At 63.7% G+C, this 19761-nt stretch carries 14 protein-coding genes; 7 read left to right on the top strand and 7 right to left on the bottom strand.

From position 1 onward, the window contains the following. The first annotated feature begins 435 nt into the window (after positions 1 to 435). From PYR64_RS14715 to PYR64_RS14730, 4 genes are all read left to right on the top strand, one after another. Positions 436 to 1947, top strand: coding sequence for a sigma-70 family RNA polymerase sigma factor (locus PYR64_RS14715; protein WP_275775971.1), 1512 nt, complete (start codon positions 436 to 438; stop codon positions 1945 to 1947). 566 nt (positions 1948 to 2513) lie between these two features. Continuing rightward, positions 2514 to 5933, top strand: coding sequence for a hypothetical protein (locus PYR64_RS14720; protein ID WP_275775973.1), 3420 nt, complete (start codon positions 2514 to 2516; stop codon positions 5931 to 5933). A 136-nt stretch (positions 5934 to 6069) separates the two neighbouring features. Further along, entirely contained in the window at positions 6070 to 6381 is a 312-nt protein-coding gene (locus PYR64_RS14725) for a hypothetical protein (protein WP_275775975.1), read from the top strand. Positions 6382 to 6650: 269 nt separating this feature from the next. Next, positions 6651 to 8210, top strand: a complete 1560-nt coding sequence (locus PYR64_RS14730; RefSeq protein ID WP_275775976.1) for a hypothetical protein — start codon at positions 6651 to 6653, stop codon at positions 8208 to 8210. Here PYR64_RS14730 and PYR64_RS14735 read toward each other — a convergent pair. The 6 genes from PYR64_RS14735 to paaA are packed head-to-tail and all read right to left on the bottom strand — an operon-like array spanning position 8207 to position 13129. Further along, on the bottom strand, positions 8207 to 8986 hold the full coding sequence (locus PYR64_RS14735; protein ID WP_189075365.1) for an enoyl-CoA hydratase-related protein: 780 nt from the start codon (positions 8984 to 8986) through the stop codon (positions 8207 to 8209). The two genes, PYR64_RS14730 and PYR64_RS14735, sit on opposite strands and share 4 nt — an antisense overlap. A gap of 8 nt (positions 8987 to 8994) precedes the next feature. Then, complete coding sequence (paaE, locus tag PYR64_RS14740; RefSeq protein WP_275775980.1) at positions 8995 to 10200, bottom strand: 1,2-phenylacetyl-CoA epoxidase subunit PaaE; 1206 nt, start codon at positions 10198 to 10200, stop codon at positions 8995 to 8997. A 10-nt stretch (positions 10201 to 10210) separates the two neighbouring features. After that, positions 10211 to 10795, bottom strand: a complete 585-nt coding sequence (gene paaD / locus PYR64_RS14745) for a 1,2-phenylacetyl-CoA epoxidase subunit PaaD (protein ID WP_275775982.1) — start codon at positions 10793 to 10795, stop codon at positions 10211 to 10213. Then, positions 10792 to 11709 (bottom strand): 1,2-phenylacetyl-CoA epoxidase subunit PaaC, encoded by a 918-nt coding sequence (gene paaC / locus PYR64_RS14750; protein WP_018776923.1) that lies wholly within the window; start codon positions 11707 to 11709, stop codon positions 10792 to 10794. The genes paaD and paaC overlap by 4 nt, the downstream gene beginning before the upstream one ends. Next, a complete protein-coding gene (paaB, locus tag PYR64_RS14755) occupies positions 11706 to 12134 on the bottom strand; it encodes a 1,2-phenylacetyl-CoA epoxidase subunit PaaB (protein WP_039242708.1) in 429 nt (142 codons plus the stop codon). The genes paaC and paaB overlap by 4 nt, the downstream gene beginning before the upstream one ends. Further along, the gene (gene paaA / locus PYR64_RS14760) at positions 12134 to 13129 is read right to left on the bottom strand and encodes a 1,2-phenylacetyl-CoA epoxidase subunit PaaA (RefSeq protein ID WP_189075366.1); all 996 of its coding nucleotides are present in this window, start codon (positions 13127 to 13129) and stop codon (positions 12134 to 12136) included. Before paaA ends, paaB begins: the two co-directional genes overlap by 1 nt. A gap of 201 nt (positions 13130 to 13330) precedes the next feature. Between paaA and PYR64_RS14765 the strand changes: the two genes are divergently transcribed. Then, entirely contained in the window at positions 13331 to 13927 is a 597-nt protein-coding gene (locus tag PYR64_RS14765) for a low molecular weight phosphatase family protein (protein WP_018776926.1), read from the top strand. A gap of 10 nt (positions 13928 to 13937) precedes the next feature. Here PYR64_RS14765 and PYR64_RS14770 read toward each other — a convergent pair whose 3' ends face one another. After that, the gene (locus tag PYR64_RS14770) at positions 13938 to 14954 is read right to left on the bottom strand and encodes a LysM domain-containing protein (RefSeq protein ID WP_275775986.1); all 1017 of its coding nucleotides are present in this window, start codon (positions 14952 to 14954) and stop codon (positions 13938 to 13940) included. Positions 14955 to 15315: 361 nt separating this feature from the next. Between PYR64_RS14770 and PYR64_RS14775 the strand changes: the two genes are divergently transcribed. Then, the gene (locus PYR64_RS14775) at positions 15316 to 18828 is read left to right on the top strand and encodes a response regulator (RefSeq protein WP_275775988.1); all 3513 of its coding nucleotides are present in this window, start codon (positions 15316 to 15318) and stop codon (positions 18826 to 18828) included. Next, complete coding sequence (locus PYR64_RS14780; protein WP_275775991.1) at positions 18825 to 19736, top strand: diguanylate cyclase; 912 nt, start codon at positions 18825 to 18827, stop codon at positions 19734 to 19736. The genes PYR64_RS14775 and PYR64_RS14780 overlap by 4 nt, the downstream gene beginning before the upstream one ends. The last annotated feature ends 25 nt before the right edge of the window (positions 19737 to 19761 follow it).

Consider the following 19761-nt stretch of genomic DNA (forward strand, 5'->3'; position numbering starts at 1 on the left):
CTCCAATTCACCATCGAATTGCCCGGACCACGTTCCAGGAGCGTGCGCCGCCTTCCCAGTGTAGACCGGGTAAGCCCCGGATGTGGTGCGGGTCACCAAGCCGACCGCCCGGACACCACCATGACTCCGGAGTCCGGTCCGTTGCGTAATTCGGCCCAATTTCGCATTCATGCTTCTCGTATAGGATGCAGGAAGAACGGCTACGCGTCAGCGGGCAGAAGAGCCTGGAGGGGTCCAAACGGCTCGCCAATATCCATGCCAGGAATCCCATTGATGGGAAACGCGCTGTCGTGTCCGGAAACAGGCGCAATTGCCGTTTCCGCTAAAGCCGGTTTTGAAAACGCTATGGGGGCGATACAGAACGATGAAGTACACACGCAAGCACCTTTTATTGCCTTCGGGCAGGCCCAGCCAGGCTTTCACCGGTAAAAAGCCGTGACCGGGCATACCGGGAAAACTCCGGAGAACCCATCGGACGAAGAACTGATCTCTTCCGTCCAGGGCCAGGACGCCGCGGCCATCGAAGAGCTTTACCGGCGCCATGCCGCTGCCGGGCTTTCCTACGCCAAGAAGCTATTGGGCAACGGCTTCGACGCCGATGACGTCAGCTCCGAGGCCTTCCTCAAGGTCATTCATGCCATCCAGCGGGGAAACGGACCGGATGGCCCCTTCCGTCCCTATCTCCTGCGGGCCATCAAGACCTCAGCTGCGGATCATTGGACAGCACGCTCACGCCACGAACTCGTGGAGGAGCCGATGGAGTTGCCCCACGACGAGGACGGCTACGAGGACATCCTGCACGAGAAGGACCGGGAACTGGCCGGCGCTGCTTTCGCGTCCTTGCCGGCCCGTTGGCAGACCGTGTTGTGGCATGTGGACGTCGAAGGCGAACGGCCCCGCCAGGTAGGGCCGCTGCTGGGCCTCGAACCCAACGCCGTTTCAGCCATTGCAGCCCGGGCCCGAAAGGGACTCCGGTTGGCTTATCTGGAGGCCTACGTGGATTCCTCCCTCGATGAGACGTGCAAGCCGTATGTGCCGCTGCTGGCCAAGTCGGTAGTCGACGGATTGTCTCCGTTTGAAGACGTGCGGCTGCAGAAGCACCTCGCAAAATGCCTCGCCTGCACCTCAGCTGCCACGGCCCTGATGGATGTTCGGTCCACGATGCGGCGGGCCGTCGCGCCCTGGCTGGTGGGACCGGCCGCCGTGCCCGTGATGATTGGTTCCGGAGCCGTAGCCTTGCCCGCCACGACAGGCACACAACTTCCCGGAGCCCAAGCCACCACCGGTTCCGCAGCGCACTCCGCTGGAATGGGAATCGGGGCGTGGGCCGCCGCCATCGCCGTGGTTGCCTGCGTGGCAACCGGCGCTATCGCCGTCGCGACAGGCGTGGGTTCAACCCCGTCAGCTACGGATGCGGCGAATTCTCCAGCCGAAGCGGGACCCCTTGGCGCGCCTCCGGCAGGAGGCACCCCAGCGGACGGCGGCCCTGGGCCGGGCAGCGCCGGGGTGCCGCCGGCAGGTGTCAGTCCGGATTACGCGGTGATCTCACTGGACCAGCCACGTGCCGAAGCACTCCAAGTCCCGCTGCCTGTATCCATCCGCCCGATTCCAACGGACTCCCCCGCCGGTTCGACGCCGGAGACCACCCGCAGGGAGGAACCCAGGTACCCACAACAAGGCACCACGGCAGCGCCGACCATCGCCGGTCCCACGCCGGGCTTCTCCCCGACATCCCTGCCGACGAGCACACCCCTGCCTACAAACGCCACTCCTGCGCCGAGCCCCAGCGAAACGCACCAGCCAAGCCCCACGGCAACGCCAACGCAAACACCCACTGTGGCACCAACCCCCACGCCGACCAGCACAAGTGTGCCAACACCCACGCCCACTCCTACCGTCACACCAGGGGAACCCTGCCCCTGGTGGTGGTGGTTCTGCACTCCGTAGCTTCCACTCCGAAACTGCCCGTGGTCCCCGGACAAGGACTGAATAAAAAAACTTTCGAATTCCCGCGTCACGTTTTTAAGTGACAGCCGTATACATCTTGAAGGGCTTGTGCCCTGACTCCGTTTCATCGGCGAACCGTTCATCGTAACGGCGCTGACTCCTGTGTGCCTGCCGGTTAGCCGGACGCATCACAGTTGTGCCGAAACGGCATCAAAGAGGCTTTGGGAGGCAAACCAGACCGAATTGTTGATGGCGCGCGCCCAGACGCGGGCTACGGAAGTAGAAGTTTACGGCCCGGTGATGCCCATCGCCGGGTCATGGGGGGTGGCTCTTGCGTGCAGGATCTAACGGCTACGGAGCGCCCGAATCTCTGGGAGCGGAAGGCTCTGCTCCCACCGGACACCTTAAAAGGGGTGCAGTAATTGGCTGACGGCACTAACCGACTCAGCGGCGGGACGACAGGTCCCGCCGTCGGTGCAGATCAACGACATATACACAGGCCAGCCGGGCTTCCCGCCCGTCGCCGGCCACGGACCGGTAAAGGCAGGCGCGGCGGCAGGCAGGCTTTGGCACTCCTGGCGAGCAGCGCCGTCGTCGCCGGTTTGTTTACCGGAGGTGCGCTGACATTGTCGGCAGGCCCGGCCACAGCGGCAGATGCTTTGAGCTGTGGGGCCGTGTACTCGGTCCAGGGCAGCGGCAACCGCAACTTGTGGCTCGTCAACACCGCGACAGGGACGCAGACCAGCGTCGGGAACTTCACCATTGCCGGGTCCAACCAAAACCTCAATGGTCTGGGCATCGCAGCCGATGGCAGTGCTGCCATCGGCGTCCTGCCCAACAGCAACGACACAGGCCGGACCATCTACCGCCACGACCGGGCGTCCAACACCACCTCGGTACTGGGCGCGGGCGAAGCAGGAACTCCCGTCACCCACGGCGCCATCAATCCTGAAAACGGCTTCTACTACTACGGCGGATTCACCGGAAATACGATCCGCGTTTACGGGTTCGACACCGTCAACAATGTCTCAATCGGCCTGGTGGCCAGCGGTGACATCCCCAACGCCGGAGCCAACGGCGACTGGGCTTTCGACAAACAGGGCCGCTTGTACGTAATGGGCGGTGGGTCAACCCACAGCATCCTCTCTGTCATCCAGCAGGAGATACCCACGGCCGCCGGCGCACCCGTTGCCGTGACGGCCAACCAGCTGGTCTCCATCGCCACCCCGCAGCCCATCAACGGCATCGCGTTTGGTGGTGACGGCCTGGTCTACCTGGGCAGCTCGGACACGCTCCGCCAAGTGGACCCCATCTCCGGCGAAGTCCTGAGTTCCAAGCCCTTCTCCCAGGCCGGTTCCGTGGACCTGGGCTCCTGTGCAACCCCCAACACCATCACGGTCAAGAAGGACTTCCCGCACGGCCGCGTCACCCCTGCCGACCAGGCCACGCTCACCCTGAGGGGTGACGGTCTACCGGTAACCGGCGTTCAAGCCACCACCGCTGGCACTGAGAACGGACTTCAGGACCAGCCCGGCGAGGTAGTAGGCCCGGTCTTCGGCCGCACAGGCACCACGTATGCCCTTTCCGAGTCCGGCAGCACGGGCGTGGGATACGCCTCGAGCTGGTCGTGCATCAATGAAAACAACGGTGCTCCTATCTCCAGCGGCACAGGAACCAGCGGCAGCTTCACCATGCCGGCAGCTGGATCCGATGGAATTGCTGTGCTCTGCACGTTCACGAACGCCGCAAGAATCACGGATCTGGTCCTCGACAAGAAGGCCGGTGCCCCCAGCGGGAACACAGCCGGCTCAACTGTCCCTTACACCTTTGACGTCACCAACACCGGAACCGTCCCGCTGGAAACAGTCAGCGTAAACGATCCCCTGGTGGGAGCAGTCACATGCCCTCCCGGCCCCCTGGCCGTCGGAGCGACCGTCACCTGCACGGCTCCGCCCTACAAACTCACTCAGGACGATGTCACTGCGGGCCAAGTGATCAACAAGGCCACAGCCACCGGGACAGTAGCCGGATTGCCTGACGCTACGGACGACGATTCCACCACGACGCCGATTGCGTCCTCACCGGCGCTAACCCTGAAGAAGAGCGCCGGAACGCCGGTTGATGTCAACAATTCGGGTCTGACCGACGCCGGGGACACCATCGCGTACACGTTCCTGGTGACCAACAGCGGCAACTTGCCCGTCTCCGGCGTCGTCATCAATGACAAGCTGCTGAGCGGCCAGAACCCGGCAATCGCAGTAAGCTGCGAGGCCACATCACTTGCCCCTGGCGCCTCCACGAACTGCAAAGCTGATCAGCCCTACACCATCACCGAAGCAGACGAGACGGCCGGCAAGGTGCTCAATACTGCCACGGCCCAGGGCACCGATCCCCGCAACCAGCCTGTAGTTTCCAACGAAGACAGCACCGAAACCCCGGTCAGCGCTCCCGCGCCGTCGCTGTCCATCGAGAAGACTGCCGGCACGCCGGTGGACAAGAACAACTCGGGTATCACGGACGCCGGAGACACCATTGCCTACACCTTCGTGGTCACCAACACCGGCAATATCCCGTTGCATGACGTCAAGGTCAACGATCCAAAAATCGGTTCCGTCACCTGCGAAAAGAACGCTCTTTCACCTGGCGAGAGCATCAGCTGCACGGGCGATGCCCCGTACGTTGTAACCGACATGGATGAGCTTCACGGTTCGGTGGACAACACCGCCACGTCTACCGGCACGGATCCCGACGGCGACCCCGTCACATCCCCTCCGGACACCACCACCACCAAGGTCACGGTTCCCGCCCCGTCCCTGTCCTTGGAGAAGTTCGCCGCCGCTCCGGTGGATGTGAACAATTCCGGGATCACTGACGCCGGAGACACCATCGCGTACACGTTCACGGTCACCAACACCGGCAACGTCCCGGTAACCGCCGTTAAAGTGGTGGATCCGCTTGCGGGCGCCGTCACGTGCAAAGTCACGGAGCTTGCTCCCGGCGCAACAACCAACTGTGCCGCCGATGCACCGTACGTTGTGACGTCAGCCGATGAAGCAGCACACGTAGTGCGTAACACCGCCCACGCCGAGGGCATGGACCCCGACACTGAAAAGGTTGTCTCCGACCCGGATACCACCAACACTCCAGTCACCGAGCAGGCCCCGGCCCTGACCCTTGAGAAATCAGCAGGGGCCATCAAGGACGCCAACGCCTCGGGCATCATCGACGCCGGAGACACCATCGACTACACCTTCGTGGTCACCAACGATGGCAATGTGCCGGTCCGCCGGATCACGGTCAACGATCCCCTGGCCGGTGCGGTGACCTGCGAAGCCGCCGATCTCGCTGTGGGTGCATCCACTCACTGCAAGGCAACTGCGCCCTATGTGCTCACCCAGGCTGATGTGGATGCGGGCAAGGTCCACAACGTGGCCACGGCCACCGGAACCGACCCCGACAACCAGCCCACCACCTCGAATCAAGACTCGACCACCACCAACGTGCCGCACGCTGCTGCACTGGTGATCGACAAGTCTGCTGCACTGGTTGATGCCGACGGCGACAACCTCGCCGACGCCGGGGAAACGGTCAACTACACGTTCGCGGTGACCAACACCGGGACCGTGACGCTGAACGACGTCGTGGTTGATGATCCGATGCTTGGCAACGCCGGCGTCACCATCGAATGCCCGACGACGAGCCTCGCCCCGGGAGAAACGGTAACCTGCACCGCTGCCTACAAGGTGCAGACCAAGGATGTGGAGTCCGGTCAGCCGATCCGGAACGTGGCCGGGGCCAAAGCAGCCAGCCCCGATGGCGACGTTTCCTCACCCACGGACTCGGCTGAAACCCCGGTTGGTCCCAAGGCCCAGCCGGCACCGCTGGCCGTCACCGGAGGAGTTCCGTTCCTGGTGGCCGGCATCGGCGCAGTACTTCTGGCCGCAGGCGTCGGGCTGGCTTTGATGACCCGCCGGCGTCGTGCATGACAGAAAGCTGATGCTCGCTCAATGAGCTGAAGCCGAACACTTCCCGGGTGCCCGCCGGGAACACGAAGCGACGGCCGGATCACGTCCCCCGACTCCCGGCCGTCGCTTTTGTGCATCAACTTCGAACGAGGAAAAGATGGCCATCACCACCCATACACCTGCCTCGCTTGCCGCGTGGGAGTCCGCGTTGGCTGCCCGGACCGAGCTTTGCCTCTCCGTGGCGGGGATCCACCGGGGAAAGCTGACCCTTTACGCAGGCCCCCATCACACCGGCCGCAGCCCTATGGCCATCCTGGATCTGCCCGGCACCGGCACCTATATCAGCCGCCCGGCCAACGGCGGAATAGAGCACTGGATTGCAGGCATTCTCGAAGCTGCCCAATCCGTTACGAATAGGACCCCGGAATCACGACACGTTCCGGCAGTTCTTCCCACTCAATTGATGTGAGGCTGTCCAATGGGGGACGAGAGACAGCCGTAGTCGGAGGGCAACGCCCTTGCTGACCAATCACCGAGCACCGACTGGCCTTTGGACGACGAAGCCGGCGGCGCCTTTGGCTGCTTTCCCCCTTCCCCGGCAGCAGCCAGTGTGGCCGGCCTGACTATTAACGCCCTCAGGTCCGGCCACACAACCTTTGCCATGGGATGTTGACTTGACTCCGGTGGCTGTATTCTCTATTTGAGCCACGTCTGGATGGCCTTTTTTCTGGGGGAATTTTGACTCATTCTCGACCCGCGATGCTGCGCGCCCACCTCACGTCCTGGGGGCTCGGTGCGCTGGCACTCGGGACCGCCGTCCTGCTTTCGGCGTGCACCATGCTCCCGCTGCCACGTTCGGCCGAACCCTCGCCGAGCAAATCTCCCGCGTCAGCGGAGGCACCCCCGCGCAACAAGGAAACCGCGACGGCGGCCTGGGAAGTTGCGCTCGATCCCATCGGTCAGCCGGTGGTCGCCGACGGGGTAGCACTGGTCTACACCCGGGGCAGTGCCGGTGTGGAAGCCCACGCCCTTTCCGTGGCTACGGGCAAGGAGTTGTGGAAGCAGCCGGTTCATCCGGGATACGACGCTCCGGGGAACCCGTTGAAGCCTGCGCTGACAAGGACTGCTTCGGGGAAAAGCGCCGCAATCTTCCTGCAGGCCGCTGCCGCTCCGGCGGGCATCGACAGTGACGTCGTCTGGTGGACTTCGCCTGTCGCCTTTGATCTGGGCACAGGCAAAGAGCTCTACCGGGGAAGGCCTGAACTGGTCAGTACGCGCCCCTTCGCCTGTGACGAACTCTTCGACATGTGCTTTATCGCCTTTGACGACTCAGCGCAGTCAGTTGAACACTGGGTGGACTTGGAAACCGGAGATGAGTCCGGAGGCGCCGACATCAACGAGCTCAGCGGATTCTTCCAGCCGGTGGGCAAAGAACTGTATGCGGTGGAAAAAGACGGTGTCGAAAAACTGGCTCACGTCTCCTACGGCGAGGTTAAGTGGCAGATCGAAGTAGAGAAGGTTTTTGGAAAAGGTGCTTCCACCGATTTGGGGTGGCATTTCACTTACTCTGAGAAGCTTGACCTCTATGTGGGCTCGGTCGGAATCAATCCGACGGGTGTCGACCCCGAGAAATTCCCGGAAAAATCCTTATCGCTGAATCTTCGCGAAAGCACTAAGACCGTCGGTTTCCGAGCCTCGAGCGGGCGGGTTTTATGGACAGCGGATGCCTCCACACTCGAATGCTCAAAGACAATGAGTGCCGGTGACACCAAGATGGGCACTGGAACCGCATTGCCCATACGGTGCGAATACGTGGACGGCTACATCGAGTTTCCCGCGGGCAAATACCGGGGCGCCCGATCCAAAGTAGTGGGCTACGATCCCCTGACCGGCGAAGCATCCTGGGAAAGCGAACCTGTCTATGTGTACAGCTGGGACGAGTACGGCCTCATCCCTTCAGCAAGCCACGGTGAGTTCCTGATTGCAGGCACGTTCTGGGACTCAAACCTGGTAGACACCCACACCGGAAAGCCCCGCGGAGCAAGTTTCGACGACGGCTTCATCTGTTGGAAGCAGGCAACATATACCGCTCCACCGAACGGTCCCTACAAGGACCGGCCGGGAGGCGACATAGGTGCCGGCACTCAAACGGCGTTCCCGTGCCTGAAGGGGGGCTCGGCCACCCTGGCCTTTACCTACGGCGCCCTGACAGATGTAACCACCACGGATCAGGACATGGCCGTCATCTCCCTGGAAGGGAAAGTGGCCGGCTACAAGCTCCTCAAGGAGTTCGTCTAGCCCTTGAAAACGGGCGCCCGCTTCTCCTGGAAAGCCCGGAAACCCTCGGCGTAGTCGTCGGTCTTGCACAGGCGTGCCTGCTCTGCGTTCTCCTCCACCATGGAATCCCACAGGCCCAGGCGCTGGTCGCGGATGTGTGCCACGAGCTCCTTGGACGCAACAAACGCCTGGGTCGCGCCCGCGGCGACCCGCGCAACAATCGCCCGGGTCTCATCGAGCAGGACATCAGCAGGCATTGCCCGGCTGAACATCCCCTGGGCCACGGCTTCGGCCCCGGAGATCAGATCAGCGGTGTAGATCAGGTCCAGGGTGCGGTGCATGCCCAGGCGTTCGGTGAAGTACCAGTGCCCACCGGAGTCCAGGGTCGCCCCGAGCTTGGCAAAGGGCGATCCGAACTTGGCGTTCTCCGCCACGTACACCACGTCGGTGGCCAGGAGCAGCCCCAGCCCGACTCCCAGGCAAGCACCATGCGCGGAGGCAAACGTGGGCGCCGGGAACGCAGCCATCTTCTTCAACAGCGGCTCCACGAGTCCGCCGAGATACGCCTGTGCATCATCGGTTTCAGGGGTCACGGCCGCGATGTCGCGGCCGGCGCAGAAGGCACGGCCCTCGCCGCGAAGCAGCAGCGCCCGCACTTCGCCGCGCGAGGCGGCGGCAGCAGCGTCGTCGTACGCCTTATCCAGTTCCGCCAGGGCGTCCTCGTTGAGGGAGTTCAGCTTTTCGGGGGCATTGAGGACAATTTCGGCAATGCCGTTGGCAATGGAGAGCTCGATCATGGGACTCCTTAGACGTCGAAGTCGACGGTAACTTCTTCGCTGGTGGGGTGGGACTGGCAGGTGAGGACGTAGCCCTTGTCCAGCTCGTCCTGTTCAAGGGCGTAGTTCTCATCCATGGTCACGGTACCGGTGATCAGTTTGGCGCGGCAGGTGCCGCACACGCCGCCGGCACACGCGAACGGAACGTCAGGACGGACGCGCAGCGCTGCGTTGAGGATGGATTCGCGGGCATGCGTCGGGCTGGCGACGTCGCCGGTGAGGCCGTCCAGCGTGAACGTGATCTTGTAGGTGTTCTGCGACTCGTCCTCCACAACAGGACGGCCGGCGTTGCCTTCAGGGCGGTCCGGTCGCCCGGTGGTGAACAGCTCAAAACGGATGTGTTCCGGCTCCACGCCGCGGGCGGCGAGGGTGTCCCGGCACAACTGGACCAGCTCGAACGGCCCGCACAGGAACCATTCATCAACGTCCTCGGCGTGAATCGCCGAAGACAACAGGGCCTGCAGCTTCTCCGAGTCGATGCGGCCGGTCATCAGCGGCGCGATCCGCTGCTCCCGGGACAGCACATGGTGCAGGGCCAGGCGGGTGGGGTACTTGTCTTTCAGGTCCGCCAGTTCCTCCAGGAACATGACATCCATGGCGGCCTTGTTGGCGTACACGAGGTCGAAGGTGGTTTCCGGGTTGGCCGCCAGCAGCGTGCGTGCAATCGCGATGACCGGCGTGATGCCCGAACCCGCGGCGATCGCCACGAAGTTGCCCGGCTCCCCCGCCAGTTCCTCCGGGTGGTTCATGGAGTTCATGACGTTGTGCTGGACCGGTGAACCGTCCTTGCCGTGCCGCGAAATGAACGCACCCTGCGGGCTCATCACATCCAGTACGTCCCCGGCCTTCAGTTCGGCATTAGCCCACGTGGAGAACAGGCCGCCCAGGTCCTTCTTGATGGCCACCCGAATCTCGCTGCTGCCGTCCTCGAAGCTGCGCGGCTCTGCGCAAATCGAGTAACTGCGCCGGACCTCGTGCGGCTCACCGTTCTCGTCCGGAAGCGTCGTGCGCAGGGCGACGTACTGGCCCGGGAGGTAGTCATACTGGCCGGCAAGTTCCGCCGGGACACCGAACGTGACCTCAATGGCATCGTCCGTGAGGCGCCGGACTTCCGCGACGGTCAGGTTGTGGAAAGACGCACGACGGCGGCTGGCCGTCTGTGTTTCGGTGGTCATGGCTGCTTCCTTAGAGGACTTTGAAGTAGTCGAACGGTTCCTTGCAGTCCTGGCAGACAAACAGCGCCTTGCAGGAGGTGGAACCAAAGCGGGTGAGTTCCTTGGTATTGAGCGAGGAACACTGGGGGCATTTCACGGCCAGGCTCAGGCGGACGGGACCCGAATGGCCGCCGGCGGCAGCCCTGCCGCTGGGCGGAGCAATCCCGTACTCCTCCAGCTTGGCCTTGCCGGATTCGGTCATCCAGTCAGTGGTCCACGCCGGCGACAACACCAGGTTGATGTGGACGCCCGCGTAGCCTTCCTTCTCAAAAGCCTTGCGGAGATCGTCGCCAATGGCGTCCATCGCGGGGCAACCCGAGTACGTGGGCGTGATGGTGACCTCGACGGCGGTACTTGCCGGGCCGCCGTCGGGAGCGCCCTCATGGTGGGGTGCCTCCGTAACGCGGACGCCGCGCAGGATCCCCAGGTCCTCGATGGTGAGGACCGGGATCTCCGGATCGCAGACCGTGGACGCGATGTCCCAGGCCTGCTGCTCAGCCTTGCTGAGCGGCTGCGTTTGCGTTTGCGCCTGCGAGGGGGTTGCCACGCTGGTCACCAGCTCGCGCCGGGGTGCTCGCGGGCCAGGACCTGCATTTCGGCAAGGATATAGCCCATGAACTCGGAGTGCTTTCCGCGCCGTCCTCCGCCGGGTGCCTGCGGGACACCTGGAATGTCCAGTTCAGCCTCCGTCATGATCTGCCCCGTGAGGCGATCGAATTCGGCACGGAGGGAGGAAGGCTGGACTGTCACACCGGCTTCGGACAGGCGGGTGGTGAGTTCATCGTCCTCGAAGAGTTCGTCAACGTACGGCCACACGAGCTTGAAGCCCTGGATGATGCGGGCGCGGGACTCATCCGTGCCGCCGGCAAGACGCAGCACCCACTGGGCACTGTGGTCGCGGTGGTAATCCACTTCCTTGACAGCCTTGGCAGAGATGGCGGCGATCGTGGCGTCCGTGGACTCCATCAGCCGGCTGTACAGCCCGTACTGGTAGAAGCTCACGATGAACTGACGGGCGATGGTGACAGCGAAGTCACCGTTGGGCTGCTCAAACAGGTGCGCCGAACGGAACTCGTGCTCGCGGCGGAAGTAGGCGAGGTCGTCCTCCGACTTGCCCCATGCGGCTCCGGCGTAGGTCAGGAAAGAGCGTGCGTGGCCCAACTGGTCCAAGGCGATGTTGCCCAGGGCGATGTCTTCCTCGAGCTCCGGGGCACGGGAAATCCAATGGCCCAGTCGCTGGGCGAGGATCAGGCCGTCGTCGCCCAGGCGAAGGGCAAACTCAGCCACGTCCTCGTCGGGCTTGACCTGGCCGCGGCTGATTTCCAGCGCGATGTCCTCAGGACGCAGGGCGTTGCCCGGCGTGATACGCGTTGCGCTGGCCGAACCGTCACCGGAAGCTCCGGCTCCGTGAACGCCGACGGAGATATCGCCGTGGCCTTCGATTGCGAAGTCAGTGTCTTTGGTGGTCACAGGTGCTTCACGCCTTCGCTCTTGGTGTAGTAGGTGGCGTGGCGGTAATCCTTGCCCTGCGGGGACTCGAAGAAGGCACCCTTGGCATCGGGATCACTGGAGGAAATCGCCTCGGCCGGGACAACCCAAATGGAGACGCCCTCGTTCCGGCGGGTGTAGAGGTCGCGGGCGTTCCGGAGGGCCATCGCCGCATCCGGAGCGTGCAGGGAACCTGCGTGCACGTGGGACAGGCCGCGGCTTGAACGCACGAAGACCTCCCACAAGGACCACGGGTGCTCTTCTTTGGCGCCGCCGGGGGTGCCGGCCGGGCGCGCGGCGGGGGCCGTCGTCGTGCTTTCCGCGTTCGTAGCCGCCACCTTGGGGGCTTCGCGCTTGATCTCGCTGGCGGCGCTTGCCGGTTCTTCCGGGTTACCGTGGGGAGCCATTATGCTGCGTTCACTTTCTCTGCTTGCTTGCGGGCGTACGCCACTGCTGCTTCCCGAACCCAGGCACCATTTTCGTGTGCCTCGCGGCGGCGCTCGATGCGCTGCGAGTTGCAGGGACCGCGGCCGGCCAGGACTTCCTTGAACTCGTTCCAGTCCAGGGGTCCGTGCTCCCACTTCCTGGTTTCTTCGTTGAAACGGATGTCTTTGTCCGGGAGGGTCAGGCCCAGGACCTTGACCTGCTCCACCATCATGCCGACGAAGCGGCTGCGAAGCTCGTCGTTGCTGAAGCGCTTGATGTTCCATGCCATGGACTGCTTGGAGTTCGGTGAATCGTCATCCGGCGGGCCGAACATCATCAGCGACGGCGCGTACCAGCGGTTCACGGCGTCCTGGGCCATCTGCTTCTGCGCAGGCGTGCCGTTGGAGAGCTCAAGCAGGATCTCAAAACCCTGGCGCTGGTGGAATGACTCTTCCTTGCAGATGCGCACCATTGCGCGTCCGTAAGGACCGTACGAAGCCCGGCACAGGGGCACCTGGTTGCAGATGGCGGCGCCATCGACGAGCCATCCGATGGCCCCCATGTCCGCCCAGGAAACCGTGGGGTAGTTGAAGATGGAGGAGTACCGGGCCTTGCCGGCAATCAGGTCTTCCATCATCTGGTCCCTGCTCTGCCCCAGCGTCTCTGCTGCGGAGTACAGGTACAGGCCGTGGCCTGCCTCATCCTGGACCTTGGCCATGAGGATGGACTTGCGCTTCAGGCTGGGCGCGCGCGTGATCCAGTTGGCTTCCGGCTGCATGCCGATGATTTCCGAGTGTGCGTGCTGCGAGATCTGGCGCAGCAAAGTCTTGCGGTAAGCCGCCGGCATCCAGTCGCGCGGTTCGATGCGCGAGTCCTCCGAAATGATGCGCTCAAAATACGCCTGTCCGGCTGCCTCCCGCTCCTGCTCTTCCGGGGACAGCTCAGCGGGCACTGACTGCAGATTCTGCGATGCCATGGTTGCTCCTAATAAATTACCGACCGTTCGTTCAGAATATGCGGAGCGGATGATGTCAGTCAAGCGTTCACCGGAAGGCCGCGTCAGCGGTTTATGACTGTTCCCGTGGCCTGGCGTTGTTGACAAGGCTCCTGAGATTCCCCGTGTTAACTTGGGGTGGGGCCTCAACCGCCCCATGCCAACGCAAGAAAAGAGCCCTACGTGCAATCGCCCCAGCCCTTCCGAATCCTCACCGTCTGCACCGGAAACATCTGCCGCTCCCCCGTGGCCGAGAGGTTGCTCCAGGCTGGGCTCAACCAGGTAAGTCCCGGATCATTCGAGGTCCGCAGCGCCGGCACCCGGGCCATGGTGGGCGAACCCATCCAGCCCCTTTCGGCACAGATCATCAGCACCTTCCGCGGAACTCCGGACGATTTTGCGGCCCGGCAGCTCACCCAAAAGATCCTCCGGGAAACGGATCTGGTGCTGGCCATGACGTCCAAACACCGGGGCGAAGTACTCCAGTTGGACGCATCGCTGCTGAAACGCACGTTTACCGTCCGCGAATTTGCGCGCATGTTGTCCGTCCTGGAGACCCGCGACGGCGCTCCCGCCACCGGGAATATCGTGGACTTCTGGCGCGACCTCCCCGCCCGCGCAGCATCTGTCCGGCACCTCGCGCTCCCATCCGATCCTGCCGACAACGACGTGGTAGACCCCTACCGACGAGCGGAAGAGGTCTACCACCAGATGGAGGATCAGTTGGCCCCGGCCATCCTGGGTATCCTCCGGTTCGCGCGCCTTACGGCGCCGGCCTAGTTATCAGCTGCTAGTTCAGGGCGATCACCAGCATCTGGTTGGTTCCGGGGATGCAGGTCTGCAGGACCACCGCTGGGAATCCGCCGAACACTGCTGCCACATCATTGGTGGTGCCGGGGTTGGGCACTTGGCCCCTGCCCGTGGCCGTGAAGGTCCCGTACCCCGGAATGGAAACCGTCTCACCAACACCGATCCCCGAGAACCGGGCCCATCCTCCGCAGAAGTCGTGCTCGGTGATGAACACGGCGTAGGCGTTGGTTGGCGTGTAGTTGATCGGGCCGATGCACGCATCCACCAGTGATTGTCCACCGGCACCGGCCACGTAGATGGTACGCACAGCGGGGGCAGGAGCAGGTGCCGGTGCCGGCGCTGCCACGACGGCAGGGGCGGCTGCGGCCTGGGCCTGCGCAACCGGGGCCTGCACTGCCGCCGGCGGGGCGACGGGCGCAACAGGCGGTCCAGTGAGCTTCAGGACCTGGCCCGGCACGATTACCGAATAAGCACCCAGGCCGTTCGCAGCCAGCATGGCGTTGACGTCCACACCGAACCTTGAGGCAATGGAGCCCACCGTGTCACCGGATGCCACCGTGTAGAGGTTGGGGTCACCGGCCGGAGGGGCGGGTGCAGCTTCGGCGGCCGGCGCGGGCTCGGCAACTACCGCGGGGACGGCGGCCGGTGCGGCCTCTGCGGGAGGTGCCGCAGCCGGTACCTCTGCGGCCGGTGCCGCCGCTGGTGCCGCCGCTGCGGGAGCTGCCTGGGCGGCCTGTGCGGCGTCCGCGGATGGTGTCGAAGCTGCGTCGGACGACGGCGACGCCTCCGGCGCCGCCGCTTGTTCATTCGACACTGATTGTTCGACACTGGCCGGTTGCGTGGCCCAATTGACCACCCCGAAAAGCAGCGGGATCAATGCCAGTAATGCAAGAACGGCGCCGGCAATCATGAGCTTGGATTTACTGAACGGCGTATGCCGGACAACGCCATTGTTCTTACTAAGGGAAGTTTGAAGATCTACATCATTCATGTTCATGGGAACTCCGGGACTCCATGGCTTGGACCGCGCGTGGGAGCCGTTGTGGCCCAGGTGCAGAAAGCGCAGCTATGTATAGGGAGGAGCACCGCCGCACTACGGCGGGGTGCGGTCCACCGCTGAGCCGGAGGAACGGAATTGCAATAAACCCCTGCGAATTCAAATATAGGAATTGGGCATTGCCGGCTGCACGAGTAGGAGATACTCGACTTTCCCTGCAAGGGAAGCGCGGCGCTGTCAGGTATTACGCAGTTTCCGGGAACGGACTACTTGGCAGTACTCAGGTCCCGGTTGATGGGACGTTGGCGGGGAGAGCTGCAGCCTTGCGCGCTTCACAGGACATTTATTGTGCCCTGAACGGGTGTTTTCAGCGTATGCTCTCCTCAGCGCAGCTAAGACGGCGTCGTTCGCTTTTGGTGGGGCCACTTTTGAAGGCAGGGGTTCAGTGGCGGGAGTGAAGCACGAGGTTCTTTCGAAGCGCTCGTGGTCGGGACGCGGAATGCCGTTCTTCCTGATTGCGGTTGCCTTCTGCGCAGTACTGCTGGCCGTTGGCCTGGCAAGCGGAACCGGCACCAATACAGCCCAGCTCGCAGGTGACCTGGCGATCCTCACAGCCGTCCTGACGGCACTGACGACCCATACACGCGCAGCCCTCAAACAGCCGGTCAACGCTACGGGCCGCTGGTTCGTTGTGGCGGGACTGGCGCTCTGGTCTGTCGGCCAAGGCATCTGGACGTTCAACGGCATCACCCTCGACCACGACTACCCTTTTCCGTCGTTCGCCGACGTCGGTTTTGTTTGGTACGCGGTACCGGCCTCCATTGGCTTGGTCCTGCTTTTGCGCGGACAGGGTTTGCGGCTGCCTTTGCGCCGGGCCATCCTCGACACGGGGGTAGTGGCAAGCTCCACGTTCTTCATCGCGTGGAGTTCGGTCCTGGGTCCGCTGGCCAGTGCCAAGGACAGTGACGCCTTTGCCCGGATAACACAGATGGCCTACCCCATCGCAGACGTCCTCATGGTCTCCGTGGTCATCGTCCTCACCATGCGTGCGGCCCGGGGGCGCAGACTGCCGTGGCTAAGTCTTGGCATCGGTTTCTGGATCCTTGCCCTCACGGACCTCGCCTACATGCGGCTCACCCTGGAAGGCATTTCAGGTGTCACAGGATCGCCCTTGGCGCTGGGGTGGGTAGTAGCCTTCCTGCTGGTGGGCATAAGCCCGCTGGTGCCGGAAACCGGCAGCAATCGCACGGACGGCCGCGGTTATGCCGCCGCCCTTGAGCTGCTCCCCTACCTCCCCGTTTTCAGTGCCGTGTTCTTCTCCCGGACCGGCCCCATCGGCGCCGACCCCGTCCTGCTGGTCACCGGCCTGGTGGTCCTGGGGTTCGTCATCGTGCGCCAGGTGCTGATCGTCGTCGAAAATGTGACGCTCACACGCGACCTCGAGTCGAAAGTGGCCGAACGCACGGCCGAACTTGAGGGGCTGGGGGCGATCGTCAATTCCTCCGGCGACGCCATCGTCGGCGAAAGCCTGGACGGTGTCATCACCAGTTGGAACCCCGGGGCCGAAAAAATCTTCGGGTATCCGGCCTCGGAGGTGATCGGCAGGAAGGGCGACTTCTTCATTCCGGCAGCTGCGCAGGAGGAAGAGCGCCGGGCAATGGACGTCACAGCCCGGACCGGGGACGTGCAGAACTACGAAACGCAACGCGTTCGCGGTGATGGAACCACCATCCCTGTTTCCGTCACTCTCTCCCCTGTCCGGAACGCGTCCGGGATACGCGGAGTGGCCTTCATTTCGCGTGATATCACTGAACGCAAAGCCGCCGAATCCGAACTTATGGCCGCGCGGGAAGCCGCGTTGGAAGCAAGCAGACTCAAATCCGAATTCCTGGCCACCATGAGCCACGAGATCCGGACACCACTGAACGCCGTGATCGGGCTGACCTCATTGATGATGGACACGCCCCTCAGCGAAGGCCAACGGCAGTACGCCCAAGGTGTGAAGGGAGCCGGCGAAGTCCTCCTCACGCTGATCAACGACATCCTGGATTTCTCCAAACTCGAAGCCGGGAAAGTGGATCTGGAAGTCACCGCCTTCGACCCCCGGGCACTCGTGGAAGAAGTCGCAGGACTTGTGGCCGAGGCCGCACAAGGCAAAAACCTGGAACTCATTTCCTACTGCCATCCCGATGTTCCGGGACGGCTCATGGGCGACTCCGGCCGCATCAGGCAGATCCTGGTGAACCTCTCCTCCAATGCCGTGAAATTCACCCCGTCCGGAGAAGTCGAAATCAAAGTCTCCGTGCTGGGGACAGATGCCGGTAACGCCTCGCTGCGCTTTGAAGTCCGTGACACGGGAATCGGCATCAGCGCCACCGACCACCACCGCCTGTTCGATTCCTTCGCCCAGGCAGATGCTTCAACTACGCGCCGCTACGGTGGAACCGGGTTGGGGCTGGCCATATCCCGGCGGCTCACGGAGGCCATGGGCGGCCGCATCGGTGTGGACAGTGAGCTGGGCAACGGCAGCAAATTCTGGTTCGAACTGGAACTGCCCATCGGACCGCCGGCCTCGGAAACTCTCACCCTGCCTGCTTCCCTGGCGGGCAAGAGGGTGCTGGTGGTGGACGACAACGCCACCAACCGCCTCGTGCTGGAGACCCAGCTGGACAGCTGGGGCATGACGCCGGTGGCTGTGGCCGATGCGTCCTCCGCGATGACCGAATACCGCAACGCCGTCCTGGAAGGCCACCCCTACGACATCGCCGTGGTGGACATGTGCATGCCGGACACCGACGGCCTGGAGCTGGCACGCCTCATCAACCATGAAAGCACCAACCCCGGGACACCCGGGATCATCCTGCTGACCTCCACCATGTTGGTGGACAAAGTCGATCTTGCAGCAGCCGGGATCCGCGAGTACCTCACCAAACCCGTCCGCAGTTCCGAGTTCTACAACCGGCTCCTTCGCCTCATGGCCACCAGAACCATGCGTGCCCCCGCAGCACCGGCACCCTCAGCGGCCGCTCCGTCCGCCGAGCCGGTAGCACGGCTGGGAAAACTGCTCGTGGCAGAGGACAACGAGGTCAACCAGCTGGTGGCACGCGGCATGGCGAACCGCCTCGGTTACGGCGTGGACATCGTCGAAGACGGCGCACAAGCCGTGACGGCGGCCCTCACCGGGAACTACGCGGCGGTACTCATGGACTGCCACATGCCGGTCATGGACGGCTTCGATGCCACCCGCGCCATACGCGCCCGCAACGGGCATTCGGCCCGGATCCCCATCATCGCCATGACGGCCGGAGCCCTCAACGAGGACCGCGAGCGCTGCTTCGCTGCCGGCATGGACGACTACATCAGCAAACCCGTCGACCTCGCTACTCTGGGAACCGTACTGGCGCGTTGGGTGCCGCAGTTGGAAGAAGCGACGACGGCGGAAGCCGCCGCTGCTCCCACACCGCCCGCCGCCGGGGTGCCGCAGCCGGCGGAAGCACCGCCGTCGGACGCGGTTGTTCTCGACACCGGGCGGCTCCAGATCCTCCGCGAACTGGGACCCGACGACGGCGTGGGCCTGCTCCCGGCGGCCATCGAGGCCTTCCGGCAAGATGCCGGCGGCACGGTGGAGACACTGCGGTCAGCCATCGACGCCGGGCAACCGTCCGCCGTCGAAGCGGCCGCACACAAACTTGCAGGCGCAGCAGCCAACATCGGAGCCGTGGGCGCCGCAGCCTTGTGCCGGGAACTGGAAACCCTTGGCCGGGAGAGCAGGCCGGAGCTGGTCGCTGATGGAACGCGGCTGCTGGAGCGGCTGACCGCAGAACTGGCAAGGGTTGACCATGCCCTTGAGCGCATCTTATTGGGAGCCCTATGAAGATCCTTATAGCGGACGACGACCAGATCTCCCGCATGATCACCAAAGCGGCCGTGGAACAATCCGGGCATGACTGCATCGTGGCCGTGGACGGCGACTCGGCCTGGCAACTCTTCCAGGAGCACAGACCGGAAGCCGTGGTGACGGACCTGATGATGCCCGGGCTCAACGGGCTGGACCTCTGCCGTGCCATCCGGGCAGCGGAGAAGGACCGGTACACCTACGTCATCCTGGTGACCTCCCATGGCTCGCGGAAGGACGTCCTTGCGGGAATGGAAGCAGGAGCCGACGACTACGTCACCAAACCCCTGGACCCGTTCAGCCTGCACATTCGGCTCCTGGCCGCCCAGCGTATTACGTCGCTGCACGCGGACCTCGCCCGGTACCGTTCGGCACTGACCGAGCAGGCACGCACGGACCCCCTCACCAAGGTGCACAACCGGCTCAAACTTTCCGAGGATCTGGGAGACCTGCACGACGGAAGCCACGGCTACTGCCTGGCCATGGTGGATGTTGACAACTTCAAAAGCTACAACGACATCTACGGCCACCAAGCCGGGGATGCCGCGCTGGTGGCCATCGCCGCCACCCTTTCCGGCGAAATCCGGGCCACGGACGCCGTGTATCGGTTCGGTGGGGAAGAGTTCCTGTTGCTGCTCCGGGAACAGACGGCCACTACCGCGGAAACGGTCATGGAACGCGTGCGCTCAGCCGTGCACGATCTGCGGATCGAACACTCCGGCGACCCCGACGGCGTACTGACCATCAGCGCGGGAATCGCCGCTTCCTCGGGGGGCCACCCCGCCGAAACCGAACAGCTCCTGCGGGAGGCCGACCTCGCCCTGTACGCAGCCAAAGCTGCAGGCAGGAACAGGGTGGCCCTTGCCCATAACTTCTATGCGGAATGATCTGTGCGTGACTGCAGCTGCCGGC

This window comes from Paenarthrobacter sp. Y-19, assembly GCF_029223985.1.
In the GTDB taxonomy this organism is placed as follows: domain Bacteria; phylum Actinomycetota; class Actinomycetes; order Actinomycetales; family Micrococcaceae; genus Arthrobacter; species Arthrobacter nicotinovorans.